Source organism: Achromobacter semiaridum, from assembly GCF_053543755.1.
This window is the reverse complement of sequence record NZ_JBLVOL010000037.1, coordinates 39,672-65,684: the sequence shown is the minus strand read 5'-3', so window position 1 is coordinate 65,684 and position 26,013 is coordinate 39,672. Positions and strand designations below refer to the sequence as shown.

23 protein-coding genes are annotated in these 26,013 nt (G+C 66.0%); 2 read left to right on the top strand and 21 right to left on the bottom strand.

Annotated elements, in window-relative coordinates; translation table 11 throughout:
* The 12 genes from ACNPP0_RS11540 to ACNPP0_RS11485 all read right to left on the bottom strand — a co-directional run.
* Positions 1-1,424: FAD-dependent oxidoreductase (locus tag ACNPP0_RS11540; protein WP_448705946.1), on the bottom strand; the 1,424-nt coding region annotated here is incomplete at its 3' end.
* A complete protein-coding gene (locus ACNPP0_RS11535; protein WP_448705945.1) occupies positions 1,421-2,029 on the bottom strand; it encodes a cysteine hydrolase family protein in 609 nt (202 codons plus the stop codon). The genes ACNPP0_RS11540 and ACNPP0_RS11535, both read right to left, overlap by 4 nt.
* Positions 2,030-2,038: 9 nt before the next feature.
* Entirely contained in the window at positions 2,039-4,120 is a 2,082-nt protein-coding gene (locus ACNPP0_RS11530) for a hydantoinase/oxoprolinase family protein (protein WP_448705944.1), read from the bottom strand.
* Positions 4,117-5,796: a hydantoinase B/oxoprolinase family protein gene (locus ACNPP0_RS11525; RefSeq protein WP_332607569.1), complete on the bottom strand. Its 1,680-nt coding sequence runs from the start codon at positions 5,794-5,796 to the stop codon at positions 4,117-4,119. The genes ACNPP0_RS11530 and ACNPP0_RS11525 overlap by 4 nt, the downstream gene beginning before the upstream one ends.
* Positions 5,797-5,806: 10 nt before the next feature.
* Positions 5,807-6,370, bottom strand: a complete 564-nt coding sequence (locus tag ACNPP0_RS11520; protein WP_448705943.1) for a LeuD/DmdB family oxidoreductase small subunit — start codon at positions 6,368-6,370, stop codon at positions 5,807-5,809.
* The gene (locus ACNPP0_RS11515) at positions 6,367-7,686 is read right to left on the bottom strand and encodes a 3-isopropylmalate dehydratase large subunit (protein WP_448705942.1); all 1,320 of its coding nucleotides are present in this window, start codon (positions 7,684-7,686) and stop codon (positions 6,367-6,369) included. Before ACNPP0_RS11515 ends, ACNPP0_RS11520 begins: the two co-directional genes overlap by 4 nt.
* Positions 7,687-7,688: 2 nt before the next feature.
* Entirely contained in the window at positions 7,689-8,399 is a 711-nt protein-coding gene (locus ACNPP0_RS11510) for an ABC transporter ATP-binding protein (protein WP_448705941.1), read from the bottom strand.
* Positions 8,396-9,151 (bottom strand): ABC transporter ATP-binding protein, encoded by a 756-nt coding sequence (locus ACNPP0_RS11505; protein WP_448705940.1) that lies wholly within the window; start codon positions 9,149-9,151, stop codon positions 8,396-8,398. The genes ACNPP0_RS11510 and ACNPP0_RS11505 overlap by 4 nt, the downstream gene beginning before the upstream one ends.
* On the bottom strand, positions 9,144-10,112 hold the full coding sequence (locus ACNPP0_RS11500) for a branched-chain amino acid ABC transporter permease (protein ID WP_332607563.1): 969 nt from the start codon (positions 10,110-10,112) through the stop codon (positions 9,144-9,146). The genes ACNPP0_RS11505 and ACNPP0_RS11500 overlap by 8 nt, the downstream gene beginning before the upstream one ends.
* Before the next feature lies 1 nt (position 10,113).
* Positions 10,114-10,986: a branched-chain amino acid ABC transporter permease gene (locus tag ACNPP0_RS11495; protein ID WP_332607562.1), complete on the bottom strand. Its 873-nt coding sequence runs from the start codon at positions 10,984-10,986 to the stop codon at positions 10,114-10,116.
* 8 nt (positions 10,987-10,994) lie between these two features.
* A complete protein-coding gene (locus ACNPP0_RS11490) occupies positions 10,995-12,200 on the bottom strand; it encodes an ABC transporter substrate-binding protein (protein ID WP_332607561.1) in 1,206 nt (401 codons plus the stop codon).
* A gap of 18 nt (positions 12,201-12,218) precedes the next feature.
* Positions 12,219-13,016 carry a GntR family transcriptional regulator gene (locus tag ACNPP0_RS11485; protein ID WP_332607560.1) on the bottom strand — a complete coding sequence of 266 codons (798 nt, stop codon included), beginning with the start codon at positions 13,014-13,016 and terminating at the stop codon, positions 12,219-12,221.
* Positions 13,017-13,449: 433 nt separating this feature from the next.
* Between ACNPP0_RS11485 and ACNPP0_RS11480 the strand changes: the two genes are divergently transcribed.
* Positions 13,450-14,043 (top strand): hypothetical protein, encoded by a 594-nt coding sequence (locus tag ACNPP0_RS11480; protein WP_332607559.1) that lies wholly within the window; start codon positions 13,450-13,452, stop codon positions 14,041-14,043.
* A 124-nt stretch (positions 14,044-14,167) separates the two neighbouring features.
* Positions 14,168-15,298: a hypothetical protein gene (locus ACNPP0_RS11475; RefSeq protein ID WP_448705939.1), complete on the top strand. Its 1,131-nt coding sequence runs from the start codon at positions 14,168-14,170 to the stop codon at positions 15,296-15,298.
* Between the two features lie 19 nt (positions 15,299-15,317).
* On the opposite strand, the gene ACNPP0_RS11470 is transcribed toward ACNPP0_RS11475, so the two are convergent.
* The 9 genes from ACNPP0_RS11470 to ggt form a co-directional block, all read right to left on the bottom strand.
* The gene (locus tag ACNPP0_RS11470; protein ID WP_448705938.1) at positions 15,318-16,724 is read right to left on the bottom strand and encodes an MFS transporter; all 1,407 of its coding nucleotides are present in this window, start codon (positions 16,722-16,724) and stop codon (positions 15,318-15,320) included.
* Between the two features lie 7 nt (positions 16,725-16,731).
* Positions 16,732-17,436, bottom strand: coding sequence for an SDR family oxidoreductase (locus tag ACNPP0_RS11465; protein WP_448705937.1), 705 nt, complete (start codon positions 17,434-17,436; stop codon positions 16,732-16,734).
* A gap of 179 nt (positions 17,437-17,615) precedes the next feature.
* A complete protein-coding gene (locus ACNPP0_RS11460) occupies positions 17,616-18,215 on the bottom strand; it encodes a TetR/AcrR family transcriptional regulator (RefSeq protein WP_448705936.1) in 600 nt (199 codons plus the stop codon).
* A gap of 104 nt (positions 18,216-18,319) precedes the next feature.
* Positions 18,320-18,856, bottom strand: a complete 537-nt coding sequence (locus ACNPP0_RS11455) for a YaeQ family protein (RefSeq protein WP_448705935.1) — start codon at positions 18,854-18,856, stop codon at positions 18,320-18,322.
* 67 nt (positions 18,857-18,923) lie between these two features.
* Complete coding sequence (locus ACNPP0_RS11450) at positions 18,924-20,792, bottom strand: dipeptide ABC transporter ATP-binding protein (protein ID WP_448705964.1); 1,869 nt, start codon at positions 20,790-20,792, stop codon at positions 18,924-18,926.
* Between the two features lie 14 nt (positions 20,793-20,806).
* The gene (nikC, locus tag ACNPP0_RS11445) at positions 20,807-21,694 is read right to left on the bottom strand and encodes a nickel transporter permease (RefSeq protein WP_310027474.1); all 888 of its coding nucleotides are present in this window, start codon (positions 21,692-21,694) and stop codon (positions 20,807-20,809) included.
* A complete protein-coding gene (locus ACNPP0_RS11440) occupies positions 21,691-22,635 on the bottom strand; it encodes an ABC transporter permease (protein ID WP_332607552.1) in 945 nt (314 codons plus the stop codon). Before ACNPP0_RS11440 ends, nikC begins: the two co-directional genes overlap by 4 nt.
* 136 nt (positions 22,636-22,771) lie before the next feature.
* Entirely contained in the window at positions 22,772-24,286 is a 1,515-nt protein-coding gene (locus ACNPP0_RS11435) for an ABC transporter substrate-binding protein (protein ID WP_448705934.1), read from the bottom strand.
* Positions 24,287-24,324: 38 nt separating this feature from the next.
* A complete protein-coding gene (gene ggt, locus ACNPP0_RS11430; protein ID WP_332607550.1) occupies positions 24,325-25,953 on the bottom strand; it encodes a gamma-glutamyltransferase in 1,629 nt (542 codons plus the stop codon).
* Positions 25,954-26,013: the final 60 nt, after the last annotated feature.

The window sequence follows — 26,013 nt, the reverse complement described above, 5'->3', positions numbered from 1 at the left end:
GGGGCGGCGATATAGCCGCCCGCCACGGCACTAAGCAATCCATTGCCGGACAGATAGCCCGACACGTCATTGCCCGACACGCCGCGCGCGGCGCCACCGGCAGCCAGCAGGTTTGGCAACGCCCGACCATCGCGGGTCAGCACGCGGCATTGCGCATCGATATCCAGCCCACCTTGCGTATGAAACAGCGCGCCCGTGACCTTGACGGCGTGGTACGGCGCTTGCAGGGTGCGTTCAAAGCGGCGGCCATGGGGGTCGGCCCCAGCCGGGCCGACCGCTTGCAAGGTCTGTTGCAACACGCCGGCATCGCAGCCGATCAGCGCGGCCAAGGCTGGTACATCGGCACAGGTTTTCACCGCATGGCCCGCTTCGGCGGCGACGAAATCCGGGAAGCCGCGCGCCAATGCCAGGGTGCGGTCGTCAAACACGTTCCAGGCGACGCCGCCCGGCTGCGCCAACACGTGCACGGCGGCTTCGGAATAGCCCTGCGTCTCGTCATGAAAGCGCCGCCCGTCGCGGTTGATCTGCACGCCGCCGTCCATCATGACGGCCCAGGAGATCAGCGCGCCTTGTGGCGTCGCCCAGGACCCGTGCCCCTGGTAAGCGCCCAGGTCGGCCAGGTGCGCGCCCAGGGCCTTGCCCCATTCGATGGCGCTGCCGTCGTTGCCGACATGGCCGCCATAGACCGCCTCGCGCATGGCGGGCAAATGTTCGGCCACCATGGCCGCGTTGCCGCCAAATCCGTTGCAGGCCAGGATCAGCACCTGGCAGCCGATCACGTCCACGGACCCGTCGGGCCGCTCGCAGCCCACGGCGGTGATGCGGCAGCTGGGGTCCACGACACCGCTAGTCCCCTCGCCCGCTTCCACCCAGATGTCGCGGGCCAGCGCGCGCGTCAACAGATGCGCGCCCGCTTGCGTGGCGGCGCGTTCCAGCGCGGTCACCAAGGCCACGCCCGTGCGTTCCGGCAAGGCGTGCATGCGGCGCGCGCTGTGTCCCGGATACAGAAAACCGTCCAGCACGTCGAACGCCAGGCCATGGCGCGCCAACATGTCCATGGCCGGGGCCGCCGCGCCCGTGTAGGCGGCAACCAGATGCGGCGCGGCCGTGCCGTGGGCCTTGGCCTGGATGTCGGCGGCGAAAAGCGCCGCGTTGTCCTCGATGCCGGCGGCGCGCTGCACCGCCGACCCCGCCGCCGGAATAAACCCCGAGGACAGCGCCGACGAACCGCTGGGCGCGGCGTCGCGCTCGATCAACACGGTTTCAATGCCCGCCCGCGCCAGCCGCAGCGCGGCGGTCAGCCCGCAAGCGCCCGCGCCGATGATCAGCACCGGCACCTGCATCATGTCGGCGTCCACGGGGCCGCCGGCGTTGCCTGCCCCGATGTCCCCGGGCGTTCCCCGCTTGACGACGGCCGAGCTCACGACGCCAGCCTGCCCAAGAAATCTTGGCACGTGATCACGTCCGCCACCGTGCGCAGGTCCGCCAGCGCGGCATCGTGCATGGCGGGCGTAGGCGCGGCGCAGCCGTCGGCCAGCACGGTCACGTGATAGTCGCGCATGTGCGCATCGCGCGCGGTGCTGGCCACGCCACCGTTGGTGACGATGCCTGCGATCACCACGCTGGAGATGCCCGCGCGGCGCAACACCCAGTCCAGCTGCGTGTTGAAGAATGCCGAATACGCCACCTTCCACACCGACACGTCGACCAGCCCCTCCAGCTCGGCCACATTCGCCTGGCCGTTTGAGCCGGCCACGAAATCGCCTTTGGCCAGAAAAGGACGCAGCTGCTTCAGGTGCGGCGAGATCATCGGTTCGCCATGCGCGTCAGGCCACAGCGTGAACTGGCTGGCCGCCACAAAACCGCCTTGCGCCTTTAGCGCGCCGGCAACCGGCGCCACGCGGGCCGGCAAGGCGCGCGCCTCCCGGCTGACGGCGCCGCCCCGGTCATAGGCGCCGCCCGGCGCCAGGAAATCGTTTTGCAGATCGATGATCAACAAGGCCGTGGTACGAGGGTCCGGGACATGCATGGTGGTCTCCTAGGCGTCCCGCCGGGTAATCAGCAAATTGCCAAGCGTGTCTACGCGGCCGGTAAAGCCGGGTTCGATCCAGATGGTGGTGTCGGGCTGCTCAAGAATCGCCGGGCCGGCCACCTCGGCGCCTACCGGCAGGTCCAGCCGCGCATAGCGCACGGCGTCGCGCCACTGGCCCGCGTGAAACACGCGCTGCGTGCCCAGCGCGGCGGGCATGTCGCGGCAGGTGGGCGCCAGCAGCGACAAATCGAATTTTGGACGCTGGCCAATTCGCGCATACCGCAGGTTCAGGATGCGCACCGCGATGCCGCTCAAGCTGCGGCCGAACGCCGCGCGGTAGGCGCGTTCGAACGCGTCGGCAATGCCCTGGCGCGTCAAGGCGTCACGCGTGACTTCGACGCAGACGGTGTGGCTCTGGCCCACATAAAGCATGTCCAGTTCGATGCTTTCGCGCACACCCTCGAAGGCCACGCCCGCCGAATCCAGACGTTCCTGGCAGGCCGCGGCCAGGGCATCGATACGCGCCAACAGGTCATCGGTATCCAGTGCGTCCAACGCGGTGTTCAAGGTCTGCACGCCGTCGTGCCGCATGTCGGCCATGACGCAACCCAGCGCGGACGTCACGCCCGGGTAGCGCGGCACTATGCCGTGCGCGGCGTCCACTTCATTCATCATGGCGCACACATGCAGGGCGCCGCCGCCGCCGAAGGGCATGTACGCGAACTTGCGCGGATCGTGCCCGCGTTCGATGGACACCACGCGTATCGCGCCGGCCATCTTGGCGTTGGCCACCGTCAGGATCGCTTCGGCTGCCGCGTGCGCGTCCAGGCCCAGCGGCTTGGCCACATGTTCTTCGATGGCCGCGCGCGCCAGCTCTACGTTCATGGTGGCCAGCAGGCCGCCGCCCAGAGGGCGGTCGGCCGAAATGCGGCCCAGCAGCACATTGGCGTCGGTGACGGTGGGCCGGGTATTGCCGCGCCCATAGCAGGCCGGGCCGGGAATGCTGCCGGCGGATTCCGGCCCCGCCTGCAACAGGCCGCCCGCGTCCACGCTGGCAATCGAGCCGCCGCCCGCGCCGATGGTTTCGATCTGGATCATCGGCGCGCGCACCACCATGCCGAAGTCGATCACGGTTTGCGCCGACAGCGAGGCCTCGCCGCCCGCCACCAGCGACACATCGAACGACGTGCCGCCCATGTCGCCGGTGACGACGTTGGGAAAGCCGGACGCGCGCGCAATCGCCGCACACGCAATCACGCCGGCCGCGGGGCCCGACAGCGCGGTGCGCACCGGCACGTCGCACGCCGTCTGCCGCGACATCACGCCGCCATTGCTCTGCACGACCAGCAGCTCGCCGTCAAAGCCGTGTTCACGCAAATCGGATTCCAGGCGCGTCAGATAACTGCCCACCACCGGCTGCAAGGCCGCGTTCAGCACCGCCGTCGAGCAGCGTTCGAATTCGCGGATTTCGGGCAGCACTTCCGTGGCGGCCGTCACATTGCCGTTAGGCCAGACCGCGCGCACCCGGGCCACCGCCTGCGCTTCGTTGACCGGGTTTGCATACGCGTTCACGAAGAACACGCACACCGCCTCGCAGCCCTGCTCCAGCAGCGCGCGCGCCGCCGCTTCCACCTGAGCCAGATCCACCGGCGTGTGCACCGTGCCGTCGGCCAGCACGCGTTCGCTGACTTCCAGGCGCAGATCGCGCGAGACGACGGGCTCGTAATTGCCACGCAGGCCCCAGGTCTGCGGTCGGTCTCGGCGGCGCATCTCCAGCACGTCGCGGAATCCCGCCGTGGTGATGATGCCGGTGCGCGCCACCTTGCGTTCCAGCAGCGCGTTGGTGCCCACCGTGGTGCCATGGACGATGGTGTTGATGGCGCCCGCGCCGTCGGCCACCCGCGCAATACCGTTCATGAAGCCACGCGCTTCCTCACCGCGCGTGGACGGCACCTTGACCACGCGCGCCGTGCCGCCCGCCTCGTTTAGCACGAACAGGTCCGTAAACGTGCCGCCCACGTCCACGCCAACCACTAGCCCCCGCGACGCGTTGTTGCCTGGGACGAAACCCCGATCTGCCGTGCTCATGCCAACTGCTCCTTCTTGATGCCGGCGATATCGCCCACATAGCCCATCTTGCGGTCGTGTTCACGCGCGGCCGTCGTGCGGCCGGCAGGGTCGCCATAGCCGCCACCGCCCGGCGTTTCCAGACGCACGCGGTCGCCGCGTTGTAGTTGAATGCCCAGCATCTTCGAGCTCATCGGCGGTGTGCGCCATTGTCCGTCCTGCTGGTACCGGAAGACGTTCAATGCAGCTACGCCGCCGCCCGCGATTCCCTTGGGCGCGCTGCGCCCGCGTTCCCCGAAGATGAACGCTTCGGCGCTGTCTTCCAGCAATTCAATTTCATAGACGGCGCCCAGGCCGCCGCGATGCTTGCCGTCGCCCGCCGAATCCGGGCGCAATGCCCACTGCGTGAAGCGTACGGGATAGGCGGCTTCCAGGATCTCCAGCGGCGGAATGGTGGCGGTGGAAATCGGCGCGTTGCCGTGGCTCAGGCCGTCGCCATCGGAATGGCCGCCGTGGCCGCCACCAAAAAAGCTGAACATCACCCAGCGCTGGCCTTTACGCGCCGCATCGCTGCGATAGCCCGCGATGGACAGCGCGTTGATCGTGCCGTAGGCCTGGGCCATGGCGCGCTCGGGCGCGGCTTGCGCCATTGCGCAGAAAATCACGTCGATCATGCGCAGAATGGTTTCGGTATAGCCGCCCACCGGGCGCGGCCGGTCGGCCGAGATAACCAGGCCATCCGGCAACACCACGTCCACCGCGTCCAGCACGCCCGCGTTGGCCGGCACGTCGGGAAACAGATGCTTCAGCGCCACGTAGCACGCCGCGATGGCGGTGGCGCGCGAGATATTGACGGGCCCCGCGCAGGCGGGCGACGTGCCGTTGAAGTCCAGCGTCAGCCGGTCGCCCTTGATGGACAGCTTCAGCGCGATGCGCAACGCCACGTCCCGCACGCCGTCGTTGTCCAGCATGTCTTCGAACGCGTACTCGCCGTCGGGCAGGCGCGCGATGTGATCGCGCATCAATCGACGCGCGCGCTGGCGCAAGGTGTCCAGCGATTCCAGCACGGTGGCGTCGCCGTATTCGTCCAGCAGCCCATCCAACCGGCCGGCGCCCAGTTCCAGCGCGGCCAGTTGCCCGTTCAAGTCGCCCCACAAGCTGTCCGGCAAGCGGGTGTTGGCTTTCAGGATGGCCAGCACGTCCGGGTCCAGCACGCCCGCGCGCACGATGCGCACCGGCGGGATTTGCACCGCCTCTTGCCAGCATTCGGTGGCGGCCGGGTTGTAGTTGCCCGGCACCGCGCCGCCCACGTCGTGCCAATGCGCGGCCGACGCCAGAAAGCAGAACAGCTTCCGGTCGCGGAACACCGGGCGCACCAGCTTGAAGTCGTTAGCGTGCGTGCCGCCTTCGTACGGGTCGTTGAACAGCCAGACGTCGCCATCCACCATGCCGCCACGTTCGGCCGCCGCCTTGGCCGCCGCCTTCACGGCAAACGCCATCGCGCCCACAAAGACCGGCAGGCCGGACTTGCCCTGGATCAGCGTGGCGCCCGTGGCCGCGTCGTACATGCCGTGGCAGGCGTCGTGGGCCTCGGCAATGATGGGGTTGAACGCGCTGCGGTACAGCGTCGCGTCCATCTCATCGGCAATCTGTTCCAGACGGCCTTTCAGGACCGCCAGGGTGACGGGATCTAGCATCGTGTTCTTCCTAGGAGGTTTGGCGCTGTTTCAGCAGATTCAGCAGTCCGCCGGCCCGCACCATGTCCATCAGGAAGTCAGGTACGGGGTCGCAGGGCAATGCAGCAGGGTCGACGTTTGGGGCGCGGCCGATGCGCCCGGCGATGGGGTCGAACGTGATGCGTTCGCCCTCGGCCAGCGCATCCGCCTGCGCGCAGGTCAGCAGCAACAGGCCGACATTGAAGGCGTTGCGAAAATACAGGCCGTTGAAAGACGGGGCGATGACGGCGGCCACGCCCAGGCGCACCAGGGCCGACGCGGCTTGCTCGCGCGACGAGCCGATGCCGAAGTTGTGCCCGGCCACCAACACGTCGCCCGGCTGCACCTGCGCCGCGAATTCCGGGCGGACGCGTTGCAGGCAGTGACGCGCGATTTCGTCGATGCCGAACTTCATGTAGGCGCCTGGGGCCAGCGCGTCGGTGTCGATGTCGGCCCCCACGCGCCAGATGCGATGGGTCGATGTGGCGGGCGTCGACGTGGCCTGCGCCGCGCCGGCTTCGATGGCGGTGGGATTTGTTGCGGTGCGGTCGGTCATGCCATCACCTCGCGCGGGTCTGCAATGCGGCCGGCAACGGCCGAGGCCGCCACGGTGTAGGGCGACGCCAGGTAAACCCGCGCCGTCTCGGAGCCCATGCGGCCCTTGAAATTACGCGCGGTGGTGGAGATGACGCTGGCGCCGTCGGGAATGGACCCGCCATAGCCCGCACAGGCCCCGCATGACGTGGCCAGCACCTGCGCGCCGGCGTCTTGCAGCACTTGCATCACGCCTTCCTGTTCGGCCTGTTGCTGGTCCAGACGGCTGGCCGGCGCCACCATCAGGCTCATGCCCGGCGCCAGGCGGCGCCCGCGCAATACGCTGGCCGCGGCGCGCAGATCCTCAAGCTTGGCGCCCGTGCACGCGCCGATATAGGCCACTTGCACCGGCACATCGCGGTACTGGTCCACGTCGCGTGCGTTCGCCGGGCTGTGCGGCGCGGCCACCTGCGGCGCCAGCAAGGCCGCGTCAAAGTCGTGCCATTCGGCGTCGGCGTCCGCGTCGCTTTGCCAGCGCGCCAGGTCCAGGCTGTCGGTCACGCCCGCCTCGCGCAAGTAGGCGGCTGTGGTCTCGTCCGGCGCGATCAGGCCCACCTGCGAGCCCAGCTCGGCGCTCATGTTGGACAGGGTCATGCGTTCCTGCATGGGCAGCGCGCGCACGGCCTCGCCGCAGAACTCCACGGCTTGGTAGCGCCCGCCGTTCATGCCGTAGCGGCCGATCATGTGCAGCATCATGTCCTTGGCGGTTACGCCGGAGGCCAAGCGCCCGTTCCAGCGCATCATCAAGGTCTGCGGCACCTTGACCCAGATCTTGCCGGTGACGGCCACGCCCAGCATTTCGGTGCTGCCGATGCCGAACATATACGCGCCGAACGCGCCGCCCGTGGGCGAATGCGAATCCCCGCCCACGCAGAACATGCCGGGGCGGATGTGGCCATGCTGCGGCACGACCACATGGCAGATGCCAACCGAGTCATACACATTGGGCAGTTGCTGCCCCGCCGCCCAGTCGCGCGCAATGCGCACGATGCGGCGCGATTCATCATCGGATTCGGGCACGTAGTGGTCGATGACCAGCACGATCTTCTTCGGGTCCCATAGCGACGCGCCCAGCTCTTGCAGCATGGGCTGCAAGCGGCGCGGCCCGCTGGAGTCATGGAACATTGCGAGGTCCACGGCGCAGGTCACGATTTCGCCCTGCTGGACCGAGGCACGTCCGCAGGCGGCAGCGATCAACTTCTGGGCCAGGGTCTGGGGTGAGCGCTGCGGTGAACGCCGGGCCGAATCCGGGGGCCGGAGGGCTTGATCAACAGGCATCGCTACATCCCCAGATAGGCCCGGCGCACGTCGTCGCTGGCCATCAGTTGCGCACACGATCCGCGATAGCGCACCGCCCCGTTTTCCATCACATAGGCACGTTGCCCGGTTTCCAGCGACTGCCCCACGTTCTGTTCGACCAGCAGGATCGCCAGCCCGTCCGCGTGCAGGCGCTGGATCAGCCCGAACAGTTCTTCAACCATCAAGGGCGACAGGCCCAACGAGGGTTCGTCCAGGATCAACAAGCGCGGCTCGGCCATCAGGCCGCGCCCGATCGCCAGCATCTGCTGTTCACCGCCCGACATGGTGCCGGCCAGTTGCGCAAGCCGTTCGCGCAGCCGCGGAAAAATATCCAGCACCTTGTCCAGGTTGGCCGCGCGATGCTCGCGCGCCCGGGTAAAGGAACCCAGCTCCAGGTTTTCACGCACGCTAAGGTTGGGAAAAATACGGCGGCCTTCAGGAACCTGGATCAGCCCGGCGCGCACCACGTCACGGTAATGGCTACCGGTCAGATCGTGGCCGTCGAAACGCACCGATCCGCCCCAGGGCTTGCACAGCCCGCACACGGTGTTGTTCAACGTGGACTTGCCCGCGCCGTTGCTGCCCAGCAGGACGACGATTTCGCCTTCGCCCACCGCCAGGTCCACACCGCGCAGCACTTCCATGCGCCCGTAGCCCGCCCGCAAACCGGTCACTTCAAGCAGCGCGCTCATGCCGACGCCCCTTGCGCGGCCAGCCGCGCCGCCGCGCCATGCCCCAGATAGGCTTCCACCACCGTCGGATCGCGCGTGACTTCGCCGGGCGTGCCGGACGCAATCAAACGCCCCTGCGCCAGCACCCACACGTGTTCGGCCAGGCTCATCACGGCGCGCATCACGTGTTCGATCATGAGGACGGTGACGCCATCGTCCACCAGTTTTTTCACCACTGGAATCATCTCGTCGATCTCGCTGGGATTCAGGCCGGCCAGCACTTCGTCCAGCAACAACAGGCGCGGGCGTGTGGCCAGCGCCCGGGCCAGTTCCAGCCGCTTGCGGCCGGCCACCGTCAGGTCGGCGGCGGGCTTGTCCAGCACCTTGTGCAGGTTCACGCGCGCGGCCACCTCTTCAGCGGCGGCCAGCGCCGCGCCCCGATCGCGCAGGCGCAGATGCGCGCCCACCGCAATGTTCTGGCGCACCGTCTGCGCGCCGAACGGCTGCACGATCTGGAAGGTGCGGGTCAGGCCCAGCTGCGCGGATTCGTGCGGCGCGCGTCCGGTGATGTCCTGGCCGGCAAAGCGCACCGACCCGGCGCCCGGTTTCAGAAAGCCGGACAGCAGCGCGAACAGCGTGGTCTTGCCCGCGCCGTTGGGGCCGACCAGCGCGGTCAGCGAGCCCTCGGGCACGGCCAGGTTCACGTCCTGCACGGCCTTCAGGCCACCGAACGAAATGGAAAGGTTGCTGGCTTGCAGCAGGATGTCAGGCACGGGCGCGCTCCTTGCCGAAAAGCCGGCCTAACGATTGGCCGCTGCCACTGATGCCTCGCGGCAGAAACATCACGATCAGAATCAGCACCACGCCATAGATCACCATGCTGATGCCGGGCAATTCGCCAAACAGATTGCGCGTCAGGTCAGCCAGCCCATGCAGGGCGACGGCGCCCAGCACCGGCCCCCACAAGGTGCCCATGCCGCCCACGATGGCGCCCACCAGCGCCTCCACCGATACGGCCGAGCCGAAGGCAATGCCCGGGTCGATGTACTGGAACACCTGCACGTAGAAGGCGCCGGCCGCGCTCATGAACGCCGCCGACAACGCAATGCCGCCCAATTTCACGCGCAAGGGGTTCACGCCGATGGCGCGCGCGGCGTCTTCGTTGTCGCGCACCGCTTGCAGGTACGCGCCGAAGCGCGAATGGCGCAGCCACGCCGTCACCAGCAGCGCCAGCATCACGAAGGCCAGCAGCAGATAGATATACCCACGGCGCGACGCGAACTGCATGTTCGCCGCGCCTTCTTGCAGCGGCACCATCAGCCCCACCCCGCCGCCGGTGAACGACGCTGACAAGGCCAGGATGCGAAACACTTCGGCAAACGCCAGCGTCACCAGGGCAAAGTAAGACCCCTTCAGGCCGTAGCGAAACGTCAGCCCGCCCACCGCCATGCCGACCAGCGCGCCCAGTGCAATCGCCACCGGCAACGCCAACCAGGGATTGATGCCGAAGTTCAACTGGCCCAGCGCCTGCGCATAAGCGCCCACGCCAAAGAACAGCGCATGGCCAAACGACAACTGCCCGCCATACCCGCCCAGAATGTTCCAGGCCTGCGACAGCAACGCGGCGTACAGCGACATCATCACGAACGTCAGCAGCACGCCAGACTGCGCAAACGTGGCCAAGGCCGCCAGCGCAAGGCCGAACAGCGCGATGGCGCAAAGATCCCTATTCATGTCAGCCCCTCGCCCCGAACAGCCCCTGCGGGCGCAACAGCAGCACCGCGATAAAGATCGCGAAGATGCCCATCTGGCCCAACGAATCGCCCAGGAACAGGCCGCCGATGGACTCCACCACGCCAATCAACAGCCCGCCCACCAGCGCGCCCACGAAACTGCCCATGCCGCCCAGCACCACGATCGTGAAGGCCACCAGCACGAAGCCGCTGCCCACCTGCGGATTCACGTAGTACGCCGGCAGCAGGAAGCAGGCCGCCGCGCCCAGGCAGGCCATGCCGATGCCGAACGACAGCGCATAGACTTTTTCCACGTCGATGCCCATCAGCTTGGCGCCCTGCTTTTCGCGTGCCACGGCGCGGATGGCGCGGCCCAGGTCCGTGCCGCGGATGATCCAGAACAGCACCGCCGCCACCGCCAGCGCGCCAACGAATGCAATGACCTTGGGCAGCGCGATCATGGCGGGCCCGATGTCTACCGTGGACAGCGTGTAGGCGGTGTCGATGCTGCGCGTGTCCGACTTGAACCACACCAGTGCCAGGTTCTCCAGCACGATGGCCAGGCCCAACGTCACCAGCAGGATGTTCTCGTCCTTGCCATGGCTGGCGCGGTTGATGACGAAGCGCTGTAGCGCATAGCCCAGCCCGAACATGCCCGCCACCACCAGCGGCAGCGCGGCATACGGGTCGATGCCCAGCCGGTCCTTGAGCAGATAGACGGCGTACAGCGCCACCATCAGCGCGGCGCCGTGGGCGAAGTTGATGATGTGCAGCACCCCGTAGATCAGGGTCAGCCCCAAGGCGATCAGCGCGTACACCGCGCCGGTCGTCAGGCCGTTCAGCACCGATGAGAAAAGGATGGCCGGGTCCAGCATGCTTGCGCTCAGCCCTTCAACGGAAAAATGGCGTCGGCCTGGCGATATTCAGCCGGGATGATCACCTTGATGTCGCCGCCGATCACCTGCGTCAGCAGCGGCTGCGCGCCGGTGTTCTGGCCGTTGACGAACTTGGTCGGGCCGTAGGGCATCAGGTTGTCGTGGAAGGTGCTGGCCGCCAGCGCGTCCGTGATGGCGGCTCGGTCGGCGGACTTGGCGCGTTCGATGGCATCGGCCAGCAGTTGCACCGCCACGTACGTCATGAACACTTCATAGCTGAAGTACGCGCCCTTTTCCTCGACGCGCGCCTTCAGCGGCGCCACGCGCGGGTCTTTCGGATTGAACCAGTGGTTGCAGTCGATGATGCCGTTGGCGATGTCCGGAAATTCCTTCAGGAACTTGTAGCTGGACGCCGCGCCCCCCAACACCGAATAAATCGCCTTGGGCTGCACCTTTTGCTGCTTCATGGCGCGCAGCAGCAGCGCGTATTCGTTGTAGTAGTTGGCGGGGATGACGATGTCCGGGTTCACCGACTTCATGCGCAGCACGATATTGTTGAAGTCGCGCGTGGGGTTCGGGTGCTTGACCACTTCCTTGACCTCAAAGCCCTGCTGCGGCAACGACTTGGACAACAGCGCCGCCGTGCCGGTGCCAAACAGCGAATCCTCGTGCACGATCATCACGGTCTTGGCCGGCTTGCCGGCAGCGTCGTTCAGCGCCACCAGGTCGGCAATGGCGCGTTCGCTACAGGCGCGGTAGCCCGGCCCGAAACGGAAGGTGTTCTTGAGCCCGCGTTCGACAATCTGGTCGGCCACGCCTACGTCCACCACATGCGGCAGGTTGTACTTGGCCGCCGTCTGCGTGGTGGCCAGGCAGATCGCGGAGGCGTACGCGCCGACGATGGCCGACACGCCCGCCTCATTCATCTTTTCCACTTCGGCGGAGCCGGCCTCTGGGCGCGACTGCGCATCGCCCAGCACGGCCGACAGCGGCGCGCCGCCCAAGGATTTGATGCCGCCGGCCTTGTTGATGTCTTCAATGGCCAGCAGCGCGCCCAATCGGCATTGCTGGCCCGAATACGCCAAGGCGCCCGTCACCGGGTGCAGCACGCCGATCTTCACCGGTGTGGCGCCTTGCGCGCGCGCCACCCAGGGCGCGGACAACAGCGCCGTGGCGGCGGCGGAACGATAGAGGAAGGTGCGGCGCGAATTCATGGGAGATCTCCGAAGGGTTCAATGAAATTGGGCCGACAGCTCTTCGCTGACCCAGACCTTGGCGTCGATGCTGCCGACGCGCGACAGCTGCAATTGGTATTGGTATCGGTCGGGCCGGTACAGGCCCTGCAACAACTGGACGGGGCGATCGTTCACGTCGCGCACGACCCGCGTCACGGCAAGCAGCGCCGAGCCCACGGACACATCCAGATGGCGCGCCACCTGCGCATCTGCCAGACGCGCTGAAATCGTCTGCGTGGCGCCGCCGAATTCCACGCCCGCCGCTTCCAGCAGCATCAGCAAGGGCTCGCGTTCCAGATCTTCCCGCGTGAAGTCGGCCACCGCTTGCGGCACGTAGGTGGTGATGTGGGAGAGCGGCCCGGCCTCGGTGCTACGCACGCGCAGGCTTTTATGGACAGGCGCGCCAGCAGGAATGCGCAACGACTCGGCAACCGTGGGCGGCGCGGACACGAGCCTGCTGTCCAGCACCTGCACCGACGTGCGCAGGCCCATGTTGACGATGTTCTCAAGCAGCCCGGTCAGGTGCGCCTTCTGCTGCGCATTGGCGGCGGGCGCGGCCTGCGCGGCAGGGGACGCGCGCAACGGCCACGTGCCCAAGCCCGGGCGGCGCGACACCAGCCCGTCGGACACCAGCATCTCCATCGCCTTGCGGATGGTGATGCGGGCCACGTCGAACTGGGCCGCCAGGGCGTGCTCGCCCGGCAGCCCGTCCTGATCGAAACGGCCCTCTTGCAATTGCTCGCGCAACACAAGGTAGATCTGGTGGTACTTCGGCAGAGGCAGTGTGGTTCCCATGCCGGAAACTCTAGGGGTGTCCTAATGTACCGTCAATGGAACAAATGGCCGCATGGGTTGTTCTATCGGGAAAACACCAAGGTCGGGTTCGAGCGACCCCGCCTCGATCCCACCTCAATACCGCCAGCGCACGTTCAACGATCCTGCATGTTCCCGGTTGCCGCCGCCGTACTGGCCGCTGTAGTTCAAGCCCAGCGACGCAGTACGCGCGGCCAGCCCCACGAAACCGCGGGCCGACTACCCCTGTTATCGACTGGTGCGCGAATGAACTTAGGGCGTGCGGCCAGGTTTTTTTTTATCGAAGGCCGCCCGCCAGACCTGTCACCAACAAAGCGCCGCGCCATGCCGAACTCGGCGGTATCATCGCTTTCCTATGCGCACCCGTCCCCGCTTCCCCATTTCCGCCCCCCGCCCCTGGCTTTGGCGCATCGGCATGGTCGCCCTGGCCGCATGGTTCACGCTGGTTGCAGGCGTGGTCCGGGCCGAGTCGTTTGACCGCCAGCTTGAAAACCAGCGCTACCAGCAATGGCTGGCCGACTTCCGGCAAGACCTGCAAACGTTGCGGCAGTCGCCTGACCCGGCCAACGCCGACATCGACAAGATGTTCGCCAAGACGTTGGTGCCCGGCTCGCGCGCGACGCAGTTGGTCAAGTCATTGGCGAAGGCGCCGGGCGGCAGCACGCACGGCGAAATTCACTTCGTGGGGATCCAGCGGGTCTTCATGGGCGCCTTGTCCCAGTCGGTGGTGGCGGGCGATGGCGGCGTGTATCCCGACACGCACGACACGTACAAATTGCAGACCTTGCGCGTGCGCTACATGCACGTGGACGGCGGTGGAAGGCTGGAGCAGTATTTCAATAACCCGGAAATCTTCACGCCTTACCGGCTGCCGGACAACGGCGTGTATGAGCGCAACGCCTATCCGTTTCTGTTGTTCGAAGACGGCCAGAGCGGGCTGCGCCTGGGCGGCGTGTCGAAGGAATTCTGGGATATGGTGAAGTTCATGGACGCCCTGCAATATGCATAAGCCGCCCAGTAGCCTGCCTGTGCCGCACAGTTTGCACACCCCGCGTACTTCGCACCCTCTGCATATTTCGCGCAGCCGGCCTATTTCGCGCACCGCGCACGCCAGGCCCATCCCGCGTTTGTTGATGCTGTTGTGCGCGGCCGCGCCGATGTTCTTCGCCGCCCCGGTCCAGGCCGCGTGCGGCCCGACCGAGACCGACTTCTCGGTGCCGTCCCCCCTGCCCGCCGTGGCGGTCAATCTGGCGCTGGACGACGAGCGCGTGCTGCTGGGCAAGCGCGGTGAGCGCGTGCCGACCCATCCCAGGCTGGCCTGGATAGACGATAGTGGCGACCTGATGCCGCACACCTGGGCGGACAAGGTCGATTGGTCCGCTTACCGCGCCGGCAACAAGGCGGCCAGCGCTGCGCCCACGCGGCTGTATTTCGACCCTGACGGGCGCCTTTGCCGCGTGGAACGCTATCGGCCAATGCGCGGCGAGGCCGTGTTGGACGGCGGCTTTACGCTGGCGTACGACACCACCGGCGCATTGACCGCGTATACGGAATACGGCGAAGCCGGCGCCCAGCCCCATCAGCCAACGCGGCGCGCGTGCCTGCAACGCGACGCCCAAGGCCGACTGACGGCGTTCTTTGACGATGGCTGTGGCGTCGCCAGCGGCAACAGAGCCGGCAGCACGGCCGCCGCCACCGGCGCCAGCCGTCACTATGTGCGCGATGCGTCCGGCGGCTTGCTGCGCGTGATTGACCTGGTGTCACCGGGGCAGCCCGTGGCCGTTCAGACCCTGGATGCGCAGGGCAAGCCCGGGCCGCGTTACGTTCTTCAGGGCCCCAGCTACTTCGGGCCGGGCGGCGGCGATACGCTGGCCGCCTATGCCGCGCCGCCCGGCAAGCCGTCCGATCGCTTGTTCCCCTTGCATCGCGATGCGCTGGCGGCGCTGCCCGTCGAAGTGCCGGAAAACCCCTGGCGCGTTGTCCGCATCAAGGATGACGTGCCGCTGGACGACGACATGTTGTCCTGGGACCCCGAGACGCAGATCGTGCTGGCCGAAGGCGCGCAGAGCACGCCCGGCGGCGCGATCCTGACGCCCGCGCAACAGCAAGCGGTATGGCAGGCGATGGCGCAACACCCATGGCGCGTGTACTTCTACCAAGACCCCGCAAGCCGCGTCATGCTGCTGCCCGCCATGCCGCCGGAACAGTGGAAGGCATGCAGCGACCCGACCAACCCGGCCCCCGGCGCCTGCGTCGTAAGCTGAGGATTGGCCCACCGGCCAATCAACCCTTGCCCGGCCGCGTATCCACCGCCAGGCACAGCAGCGCCGTCACCAAGGCCAGCGCGACATGCCCCACATACAGCGGTGAAAACGCCGCATGGTTCACCGCGCCGTGACCCAGCAGCAACACCGTGATCGCCACCCCCATCACGCCGCCGATCTGCCGCGTGGCCTGGTTGACGGCGCTGCCCACCGCGTAGTGCTGCGCCGGTAAACGGCTGACCGCCGCCGCCGACAAGGACGGCAACACCATTCCCACCCCGATGCCGCTAAGCAGCAGGCCCGGCAACCATTGCGTCAGATAAGCCGGCTGCTCGCCCGGCACCAGCAAAAACCACAGGCCACTGGCCGCGTAGATCAGCGACCCGGTCACCAGGAACGGCCGATGGCCCAGGCGCGCGGCCAGCCGCCCCGTCAGGATCGCCGTCGGAACCACCAGCAAAGGCCCCGGCGTTACCGCCAGCCCGGCACGCGGCAGGCTGTACTGCCACACCCCGGTCATGTAGAAAAAGAACGCAAAGAACATCATCGCGAACGCAATACCAAAGCTCAACGTTGCCAGATTCACGTAGCGATACGTGCGATGCGAAAACAACGACAGGTCCACCAGCGGATGCGGCGTCGCCCGCGCCCACGCCACGAACGCGCCCAACGACACCACCGCCACCGCTGCCACCACCCCCAATTCCAGGCGGCTCCATGAAGGCGATTCCGACTGCACCGTCGCCAATGCCAGCGCGCCCACCGCCACCATCAACAACGTCATGCCCACGCCATCCACACGGCGGCGCGCGTCCGGCTTCACCGATTCACGCAGCAGGCCCGCCCCAAACCACAACGACAGCGCGCCCAACGGCAAGTTGATATAGAAGGCCCACGGCCAACCCGCCGCGTCCACCACGAACGCCCCCAGGCTGGGGCCGACCGCCGCCGCCAGACCGCCCACCGCCCCCCACAGGCTGACCGCCACCACGCGCTTGGACACCGGAAACGCCGCCAGCACAATGGACAGCGACGCCGGCGTCAACAACGCCGCCCCTATCGCCTGCCACACGCGCGCGGCAATCAGCCAGCCCACGCTGCCCGCCAAGCCACACGCCGCCGACGCGGCCAGGAATAACACCACCCCGATCATGAACATGCGCTTGCGCCCATGCGTGTCCGCCAACCCGCCCGACGGAATCAACATCGCCGCGTACACCACCGTGTAGGCGTTCAACACCCACGACATATCCGCAGCGGACGCCTCGGGAAAGCCCGCCCGCAACGCGCCGAACGCCGCGTACAACATCGTGCCGTCCAGCGACACCAGAAACACGGCAATGCTGGCCACCCAGAACACCGGCCAGGGCGAAGCCGCCGCCGGTTCGGCCGCGGGCGACGTAGAAGAATGAGTCGTAGCGTGCATGACAGCCCTAGCTCCGCGGCAGCAAATACACGGCCGGGTTGGCGGACAAACCCTGCTTGACCTGACGCGCCACCGCATCGGCCAACACTTCCTGGGCGCCCGCTTCCAACCCATCAAGCGCCTGCACCACAATGTCTTGCGGCGTGGACTTCGGCGCGTCGATGCCCTTGGTGAAATCGGTATCGACAAACCCCATGTGCAGGCCCAGCACCTGCGTCCCTTGCGCCCGCAAATCGTGACGCAGGCCGTTCGTCATCGCCCAGGCCGCCGACTTGCTCATCGCATACAAGCCCAGCGGCTGCCCATTGACCCAGCTGGCCACCGACAGCACGTTCAGCAACGCCCCGCCGCCATTTCGTGCCAGCACCGGCGCAAACGCCTGCGCCACACGCAACGACCCATACAGGTTGACCTCCAGATGACGCTGGGCCGATTCGATGGCATCCGCATCCAGAAAGCCGCCCAGCGCCGCGATGCCCGCATTGTTGATCACCAAGGTCACGTCCGTGGCCAGCGCCGCGGCCGCCGCCACATCGGCCGCGTTCGTCACGTCAAGCTTGATGGCCTGGACGCCGGGCAAGGTCACGGTGGACGGATCACGCGCCCCGGCGTACACCTTGCGCGCGCCCCGCGCCAACGCTTCGCGCGCAAAAGCCAAACCCAGGCCGCGATTGGCGCCGGTGATCAAAACGACTGCATTTTTCAGATCCATGATGATGTCCTTGGTGACACGTAAGCACTGCTGATGTTGAAGATGATGTTGATGCTGGCGTGGGTGGTGCGGGAGCCGGGTGCCGGTGCCGGGCCCGTCCTTCCCGCAACAATATGATGATCATCATATTCACGCCTGTTGAAAAGGCCGCGCATCGCGGCCCTTGGAAAAGCAGGGATTCAGTGCGCCGGGCTCACCACCTTGTGGTCGTATTGATCCAGAATCGCCTGGCGCGCCGACGCCAACACCGCCCGGCCGTCGGCGTTATCCCCCAACGCACGCGCCATCTGCAACGCCCCGACCATCGTGCTGGTCACCGCCACCGCCGCATGCTCGCCCGCATCCGCCGGCAACACCGTCCGCACCGCTTGTATCAGGCGCTGCACGCGCGCCGCCGATACCTCGCGCACCTCGGCCGACTGACGCGGCATCTCCGACGCCAATGCCGCCACCGGGCAGCCGCTTTCACACCCCTTCAGATGCGCATCGCCCAGATATGCGTCCACCCACGCACGCAATGTGCTGGCCCCCTCGGCTTCGCGCCGAGCCACGCTTTGCATCATCCGCGCCGCACCATCGCTGCCCGCCCGCTCCATCGCAGCAGCCAGCAAGGCATCACGCGACGGGAAGTGCGCATAGAACCCGCCATGCGTCAGCCCGGCTTCCTTCATGATGTCCGCCACGCCCACCCCGGCATACCCTTCCCGCCGGATCGCGCGCGCGGCGGCGTCAACGATCCGTTCGTGGGAAAGCGCTTTGCGGTTGGAAGGGCCAGGCATGATCGGGACTCTGAAATATGATGATCATCATATTAATCCCCAAAAAAACCGGCGCGCAAGAAGAATCGCCGGAAAATATGTAACGCCGGATTCGGGCGCGACGCTTAGCGCCACACCTCGGGCTCGATGCTGACCTCGCCCTTGTCGGCCGAGAAATACACGATGCCATCGGAAATATTGGCATTCAGCTGCATGGTGCGTTCCGCCAACTTGGCCAACGCCCGGCTCTGCTCCGAAGGCAGATTCACCACCTTCAAATTGCGCGTCCGTTCCAGCTTATTGCGCACGCCGTCCCACCAGATCTTGCTGGCCGACCCGCCGTAGCAATAGACGATGACCTCGTCCGCCCGCCCACAAGCCCGCAAGATGCGCCGCTCTTCCGGCTGCCCGATCTCGATCCACACCTTGACCGCGCCGGTCAGGTCCTTGACCCACAGATCGGGCTCATCGGTATCGCTCAACCCTTTGGTAAACGCCAGTTCTTCCTGCGCATGCAGCGCAAACGCCACCAGCCGCACCATCATCCGCTCATCGGTCTCGGAGGGATGACGCGCCACCGTCAGCGCGTGGCTGCCGTAGTAGTGGCGATCGGTATCGGCAACGTTAAGTTCGGCCTTGTAGATAGTGGCGCGCAGGGCCATGGCAAAAATCCGTATAAGAAAGGGCAAATAGCGTGAAGCCCGCCATGATACCGCCTACGCAAACCCGTCAATAAACCCCAACCGAATGCCGGGCCACAAAATGCCCGTCTCCCACCGCCACCAACGGCTCGACCAAGGGATCATCCCCCAGCTTCCTCATCGGGCTGGGAATCTCATCCACCAGCAACGACCTCTCACGATGCCGCCTTTGCGGATCCGCGATCGGCACCGCCGCCATCAGCTTCTTCGTATAGGGATGCTGCGGATTTTCAAAGATCGCCCGGCGTGGCCCGATCTCGACGATCTGCCCCAGGTACATCACCGCCACCCGATGGCTAACGCGTTCCACCACCGCCATGTCATGCGAGATAAACAGGAACGACACCCCCAGTTCGCGTTGCAGATCCAGCAGTAGATTCACGATCTGCGCCTGAATCGACACATCCAGCGCCGACACCGACTCGTCCGCGATCACGACCTTCGGATTCAGCGCCAACGCTCGCGCGATGCAGATCCGCTGACGCTGCCCACCTGAAAACTCGTGCGGATAGCGGTCGATCATTTCCGGCAGCAACCCGCATTTATCCATCAGCCAGCGCACCCGTTCTTCCGCTGCCTTGCCCTTGGCCACGTTATGGATCAGCAGTGGTTCCATAATGGAATAGCCCACCGTCATCCGCGGGTCCAGCGACGCGAACGGGTCCTGGAAAATGAACTGAATGTGCTGGCGCAGCGTCTGCATCGCGCTACCGCGCAACGCCCCGATATTCTTGCCATCGAATTCAATCGTGCCGCTCTTGCTCTTGACCAGCTGCAACAGCGACCGACCCGTCGTCGTCTTGCCGCAACCCGATTCACCCACCAGCGACAACGTCTCGCCCGGGTACAGATCAAAGCTGACCTTTTCCACCGCATGCACGCGCTTCTGCACACGCCCCAGAATGCCGCCCGTAATGTCGAAACTGGTGGTCAGATCCCGCACCTTCAACACCGGACCATTCTCGCGACGCACCGTTGACGGCGCCGCCACCGGCGCATCCACCAGCGCCGCCGGGTTCGCCACGTGCGCCGCCTCTTCCACCTTCAGCAGCGGAAACGGCGCCGGCTCGTCCGTGCCATGCATCGCGCCCAAGCGCGGCACCGCCGACAACAACGCCCGCGTATACGCATGCCGCGGCCGCGCAAAAATCTCGTCCGCGCCGCCCTCTTCCACCTTGTCGCCGCGATACATCACCAGCACGCGGTCGGCCACTTCCGCCACCACGCCCATATCGTGCGTGATGAAGATCACCCCCATGTCCATCTCTTCTTGCAGCTGGCGTATCAGTTGCAGAATCTGGGCCTGGATCGTCACGTCCAACGCCGTCGTCGGTTCATCCGCAATCAGCAATTGCGGCTTGCACGACAACGCCATCGCAATCATCACCCGCTGCCGCATCCCGCCCGACAACTGGTGCGGATAACGGTCAAGAATCGCGCGCGCCTCGGGGATTCGCACCCGCTCCAGCATCCGCAGCGTTTCCGCCCGCGCCGCCGCCGCGTCCAGCCCCTGGTGCAGCTGCAACGCCTCGGCAATCTGGTTGCCCGCCGTAAAGCTCGGGTTCAGCGACGTCATAGGCTCCTGGAAAATCATCGCCACGTCCGCGCCACGCACCCGTTGCAGCGTCGTGTCCGGCGCATGCGCCAGGTCCAGCACCTCGCCGTTGCGGCGGCGCAGGAACATATCGCCATTGACGATCTTGCCGCCACCGTATTCCACCAGCCGCATCAGCGCCAGCGACGTCACCGACTTGCCCGAACCGGACTCGCCCACAATCGCCAGCGTCTCGCCGCGATCGACGTGGAACGACACATTGCGCACCGCTTCCACCGTGCGTTCCGGCGTCTTGAAGCGCACCGTCAGGCCGCTCACATCAACGACGCGTTTGGGATCCATTGTTGCCATAGTCATTACTTTTCCTGACGCGGATCGAGCGCGTCGCGCAACCCGTCGCCCAACAGATTGAAGCCCAGCACCACCAGGAAAATGGCCGACCCGGGGAAGATCGACATCCAGGGCGCCTGGGTCATGAAGTTCTTGGCCGTGTTCAGCATCGAGCCCCACGACGGCGTCGGCGGTTGCAGGCCCAGCCCCAGGAACGACAGGCTGGCCTCGGCAATGATCGCCGTGGCGATGGTGATCGTGGCCTGCACAATCAGCGGCGGCATCACGTTCGGGAACACGTGCCGGCCGATGATGCGCAAGTCCGACGCGCCCAGCGCCCGCGCGCTTTGCACATAGTCTTCGTTCTTGACGGCCAGCACCTGCCCGCGCGTCAAGCGCACGAACTTCGGCGCGGCCGACACGCCGATGGCGATCATCGCGTTCGTCAGGCTGGGGCCCAAAAAGGCGGCCAGCGCAATGGCCAGGATCAGGAACGGAATCGCCAGCAGCGCTTCCGTGGCGCGCGAAATGATGCTGTCCGTCCAACCGCCGAAGTAGCCGGCGGCCAGGCCGAACGGCACCCCGACCACCAAGGCGATCAGCACCGACACCAGGCCCGCCATCAGCGACGCCCGGGCGCCATAGACCATGCGGCTGAAAATGTCGCGGCCCAGCTCGTCCGTGCCCAGCCAGTACGACGCCGACGGCGCTTTGCGGATGGTGGTGAAACTGGTCTGCAAGGGATCGTGGTTGGCGATAAAAGGCGCCAGCACCGCCAACAGCACAAAGAACGCGACGATGGCCAGGCCCAGCATCGCGATGTGATTACGTTTGAATTTTCCCCAGGCGCGGTTGCGGCTGCGGGGCGGCGTGACGGCAGCGGCCGTTGCCGGGGTTGTCGTGGTTGCGCTCATGAGTGCCTCAGGCGGGGGTTGACCAGGATGTAGAGAATGTCGGCCAGCAGGTTCATCAGAATGAAGCCCACCGCCACGCAGAGCACCACGCCCTGCACCACCGCGTAATCACGGGTGAACACCGCGTCCACCACCAGCTTGCCAAAACCCGGAATCGTGAAGACCTGTTCCGTCAGCACCGCGCCGGCCAGCAGTTCGCCGAACAGCAGCGTCACCAGCGTCACGATCGGCATCAACGCATTGCGCAGCGCATGGCGCAACACCACCTGGCGCGGCGACACACCCTTGGCGCGCGCCGTGCGCACATAGTCGGCCGACAGCGCTTCCAGCATCGACGAACGCGTATGCCGCATCAGGTACGCCGCGATGGCCGTGGACAGCACCAGCGACGGCATCAGCATGGTCTTGATCGACAGCCAGAAATCTTCGGCGGGCGACACATAGCCCGATGCCGGCAGCAGCTTCCATTGCACCGACACCACCATGATCAAAATGATGCCCAGCCAGAAGTTGGGGATCGACATGCCCGACAACGCCGCGATGTTCGCCCCCATTTCAATGGGTTTGCCCTTGCGCACCGCAGCCAGAATTCCCATGGGAATGCCGACCAACAGCGCAAAGAACATCGCCATGGCGGCCAGCTGCAACGTCACCGGCAGCTTCTGCGCGATCAGCGTCGTGACCGGCACGTCGGTGCGCAGCGACTTGCCCAGGTCGCCTTGCAGCACCTGCCCGGCCCAGGCCGCGTACTGCATCGGCAGGGGGTCGTTCAGGCGGTATTTGTCGCGCAGATAATCCAGCACGGCCGGGTCGCGCTCTTCACCGGCCAGGGTCAGCACCGGGTCGCCCGGCAAGATTTTCTGCAGCATGAAGACGATCATCGACACCAGTATCAGTGTCGGTATCGCGACGATCACGCGGCGCAAGATAAGTTTGAGCATGTGGGGAAAACCGTATAACAGGAACGGCGGACGGCATCAGGCCTGCATCACCTGGCGCGCGTCCGCCGCAAAAAGCCAAAGGACGCGTTGCCGCGTCCAACGCGCGCGGCAGCCATGGGGCCGCCGCGCCTCGTTCTTACTTCTGGGCGAACGTCACGCCCTTCAGGCGGATCATGCCATCCGGGTACGGCGTGAAGCCCTTGACCTTCTTGCCCATCGCGAAGGGCCACGGCTGGTAGTAGTTATACACGCCGGGCAGCTCGTCCTGGATGATGGTCATTGCCTGCTCGTAGATGGCCTTGCGGCGCGTCTCGTCGGGGACGGTACGCGCTTCGTTCAGCAGCTTGTCCACTTCCGGGTTGCAGTAGTGGCCGTCGTTCAGCGCGCCCGTGCACGTCACGAAGGCGTGGATATTGCCGTCCGGGTCCACCCGGCCCGACCAACCCAGCATGACGATCTGGAAGTTGCCGCCCGACGCTTCCTTTTGCAGCGCCGCGTATTCGGTCGGGCGCAGCGACAGGTCAAAGCCGGCCTCGGACGCCATCGCCTGCACGATCTCGGCAATCGACGACGTGGTCGTGTTGTTGCCGAACACGAGTTCGGCCTTCACGCGTTCCACGCCGGCCTGCTTCAAGAGCGCCTTGGACTTCGCCACGTCACGCTGGGTAACGGGGAATTTGTCGCTGTGATAGGGGCTTGCGGGCGGGAACGGCTGTTGCGCCGGTTCAAAGATGCCGCCGCCGGCCACTTCGTTGATGGCGTTGCGGTCGATGGCGTACTGAAACGCCTGGCGCACCAGCTTGTTCTTGAACGGGTTGTCTTCAGCGCGCTTGCCGTTGCCCACGTTGAACATGAACTGCTGAAAACCCAGGCCCGCCACCGGCGCAAACGTCAGGCTGGCGTCGGTCTTGACTTGCGGCGCGTCGGACGGGTTCAGGCGTTCAAGCAAGTCCAGGTCGCCGGCGCGCAGGTTCGACAGGCGCACCGTCGTGTCGGGGATCGGCAGGAAGGTGACGCGTTTGAACGCGTAGTCCTTGGCGCCGTAGTACTGGTCAAACTTTTCCAGCACGATGCGGTCGTTCTGGATGCGTTCGACAAACTTGTACGGGCCCGAGCACACGGGCTTGCGGCCCACGGCGGCCACGTCGGCGTCGGTGAAGGTCTTGGGCGACAGCATCATGCCGGCGCGGTCGGACAACTGCGCCAGCAAGGTGGCGTCCGGCTTCTTCAAGGTCAGCACCAGCGTCGTGGCGTCGGGCGCGTCCACTTTTTCCACCGAGCCCAGTTCGCCCTTGCGCAGGCTGTCCGGCAACGACATCGCGCGTTCCAGGTTGGCCTTGGCGGCCGCGGCGTCGAACTTCGTGCCGTCATGGAACAGCGCGTCGTCGCGCAGCTTGAAGGTCAGCACCTTGTTGTCCGGGCTGAACGACCACGACGTGGCCAGTTGCGGCACAAAGTGCAGCTTGGGGTCGATGTCCACCAGCTTGTCGCACAGCGACGTGAACACGATGCGGCCCACGTACGTGCGGGCGCGGTGCGGGTCCAGCACGTCCGGATCTTCCTGCAGGCCGATGCGGATGTTCTGCGCGCTGGCGGCGCCGGCGGCCAGCGCCAGCAGGCTGGCGCCAAAGGTCAAGGTCAAGCGTTTCATTGTGAGTTTTCCCCTTGTAGCTTGCGAGCGATTTGGTCTTAGAAGCCGACCGCCTGGCCGTCGCGACGGCTGTCGCTGGCGGCGACATAGCCCAGTTCGTTGTCGTTTTCCGACATGCGCCAGATGAACTGGCCGGCGCCAAAGTCCATGTACGGATCGTCAACGGACTTCAGAGCATGCCCCAGGTCTTTCAAGCCTGCAATGGTGGACGCCTTCATGTTGGTTTCAATGTCCAGCGTGAAGTCGCGGTTGACCTTCCAGCGCGGCGCGCAGCACGCGGCCTGCGGGTTCTGGTGGTAGTCGATCATGCGCACAACCGTCTGCATATGGCCTTGCGGTTGCATGTCGCCGCCCATCACGCCAAAGCTCATCACCGGCTTGCCGCCGCGCGTGAGGAAGCCCGGGATGATGGTGTGGAACGGGCGCTTGCCGCCTTCCACCACGTTGGCCGACTTGGGATCCATCGAGAAACCCACGCCCCGGTTCTGCATGCTGATGCCCGTGCCCGGCACGACCACGCCCGACCCGAAGCCCATGTAGTTGGACTGGATGAACGAGATCATCATGCCGTTTTCGTCGGCGGCGGTCAGGTAGATGGTGCCGCCGGCATGCGGGCGGCCGGCTTCGAAATGGGTGGCCTGGTCCAGGCGGATCAACTTGGCGCGGCTGTCCAGGTAAGCGTCCGACAGCATCTGCTCGGGCGTCACCTGCATGGCGCGCGGGTCGGCCACGTATTTGTACAGGTCGGCAAACGCCAGCTTCATGGCTTCGATCTGGATGTGCTGCGACTGCACGGAATCCACGGGGATGTCCGACATATCGAAGCGTTCCACGATGCCCAGCGCGATCAGGGCGGCAATGCCCTGGCCGTTCGGCGGGATCTCGTGCAGCTCGTAGCCACGGTACGACTTGGAAATGGGCTTGACCCAGTCCGGACGGTAGTTGCGCAGGTCTTCCAGCGTCATCGCGCCGCCGCATTCCTTGCTGAAGGCGGCGATGCGTTCGGCCAGCTCGCCTTCGTAGAAGTCGCGGCCCTTGGATTCGGCGATGCGGCGCAGCGTGTTGGCGGCGTCCGGAAAGCGGAAGTGTTCGCCGACCTTGGGCGCGTGGCCCTCGGGCATGAAGGCGGCGGCATAGCCCGGCTGCGACTTCAATTCGTCGGCGGCGGCGGCCCACTTGTGCGCCACCACCGGCGGCACGGCATAGCCGCGTTCGGCGATTTCGATGGCCGGTTCGAACAGTTGTTCAAACGGCAGCTTGCCCAGCTTTTCGTGCAGCGCGGCCCAGCCGGCCACCACGCCCGGGACCGTCACGGCGTCCCAGCCGCGCTTGGGCTGGATGGCCAGGCCGTCGGGGCCCGTGCCGTACTTGGCCTTGAAGTACTCGGTGTTCCAGGCCGCCGGAGCCACGCCCGACGAATTCAAGCCATGCAGTTCCTTGCCGTCCCAGACGATGGCGAAGCAGTCGCCGCCCAGGCCGCAGGACACCGGTTCCACCAGCACGATGGTGGCGGCGGCGGCAATGGCCGCGTCAACGGCGTTGCCGCCCTTGAGCAGCATGCGCAAGCCCGCCTGGGCCGCCAGCGGGTGCGACGTGGACACCACGTTGCGCGCGAACAGCGGAATGCGTACGGAAGGATACGGATTGACCCAGTCAAAGGTTTTCATGGCTTGTCTCTAAACGGTCTGAACGGTTAAGCAGGCGAAGGTACTCTCGTGATCTAATTA

Coding starts and splice junctions, on each gene's coding strand:
- ACNPP0_RS11535 (WP_448705945.1), bottom strand. CDS start 2,029: ATGCATGTCCCGGACCCTCGTACCACGGCCTTGTTGATCATCGATCTG.
- ACNPP0_RS11530 (WP_448705944.1), bottom strand. CDS start 4,120: ATGAGCACGGCAGATCGGGGTTTCGTCCCAGGCAACAACGCGTCGCGG.
- ACNPP0_RS11525 (WP_332607569.1), bottom strand. CDS start 5,796: ATGCTAGATCCCGTCACCCTGGCGGTCCTGAAAGGCCGTCTGGAACAG.
- ACNPP0_RS11520 (WP_448705943.1), bottom strand. CDS start 6,370: ATGACCGACCGCACCGCAACAAATCCCACCGCCATCGAAGCCGGCGCG.
- ACNPP0_RS11515 (WP_448705942.1), bottom strand. CDS start 7,686: ATGCCTGTTGATCAAGCCCTCCGGCCCCCGGATTCGGCCCGGCGTTCA.
- ACNPP0_RS11510 (WP_448705941.1), bottom strand. CDS start 8,399: ATGAGCGCGCTGCTTGAAGTGACCGGTTTGCGGGCGGGCTACGGGCGC.
- ACNPP0_RS11500 (WP_332607563.1), bottom strand. CDS start 10,112: ATGAATAGGGATCTTTGCGCCATCGCGCTGTTCGGCCTTGCGCTGGCG.
- ACNPP0_RS11495 (WP_332607562.1), bottom strand. CDS start 10,986: ATGCTGGACCCGGCCATCCTTTTCTCATCGGTGCTGAACGGCCTGACG.
- ACNPP0_RS11490 (WP_332607561.1), bottom strand. CDS start 12,200: ATGAATTCGCGCCGCACCTTCCTCTATCGTTCCGCCGCCGCCACGGCG.
- ACNPP0_RS11485 (WP_332607560.1), bottom strand. CDS start 13,016: ATGGGAACCACACTGCCTCTGCCGAAGTACCACCAGATCTACCTTGTG.
- ACNPP0_RS11480 (WP_332607559.1), top strand. CDS start 13,450: ATGGTCGCCCTGGCCGCATGGTTCACGCTGGTTGCAGGCGTGGTCCGG.
- ACNPP0_RS11475 (WP_448705939.1), top strand. CDS start 14,168: ATGCTGTTGTGCGCGGCCGCGCCGATGTTCTTCGCCGCCCCGGTCCAG.
- ACNPP0_RS11470 (WP_448705938.1), bottom strand. CDS start 16,724: ATGCACGCTACGACTCATTCTTCTACGTCGCCCGCGGCCGAACCGGCG.
- ACNPP0_RS11465 (WP_448705937.1), bottom strand. CDS start 17,436: ATGGATCTGAAAAATGCAGTCGTTTTGATCACCGGCGCCAATCGCGGC.
- ACNPP0_RS11460 (WP_448705936.1), bottom strand. CDS start 18,215: ATGCCTGGCCCTTCCAACCGCAAAGCGCTTTCCCACGAACGGATCGTT.
- ACNPP0_RS11455 (WP_448705935.1), bottom strand. CDS start 18,856: ATGGCCCTGCGCGCCACTATCTACAAGGCCGAACTTAACGTTGCCGAT.
- ACNPP0_RS11450 (WP_448705964.1), bottom strand. CDS start 20,792: ATGGATCCCAAACGCGTCGTTGATGTGAGCGGCCTGACGGTGCGCTTC.
- nikC (WP_310027474.1), bottom strand. CDS start 21,694: ATGAGCGCAACCACGACAACCCCGGCAACGGCCGCTGCCGTCACGCCG.
- ACNPP0_RS11440 (WP_332607552.1), bottom strand. CDS start 22,635: ATGCTCAAACTTATCTTGCGCCGCGTGATCGTCGCGATACCGACACTG.
- ACNPP0_RS11435 (WP_448705934.1), bottom strand. CDS start 24,286: ATGAAACGCTTGACCTTGACCTTTGGCGCCAGCCTGCTGGCGCTGGCC.
- ggt (WP_332607550.1), bottom strand. CDS start 25,953: ATGAAAACCTTTGACTGGGTCAATCCGTATCCTTCCGTACGCATTCCG.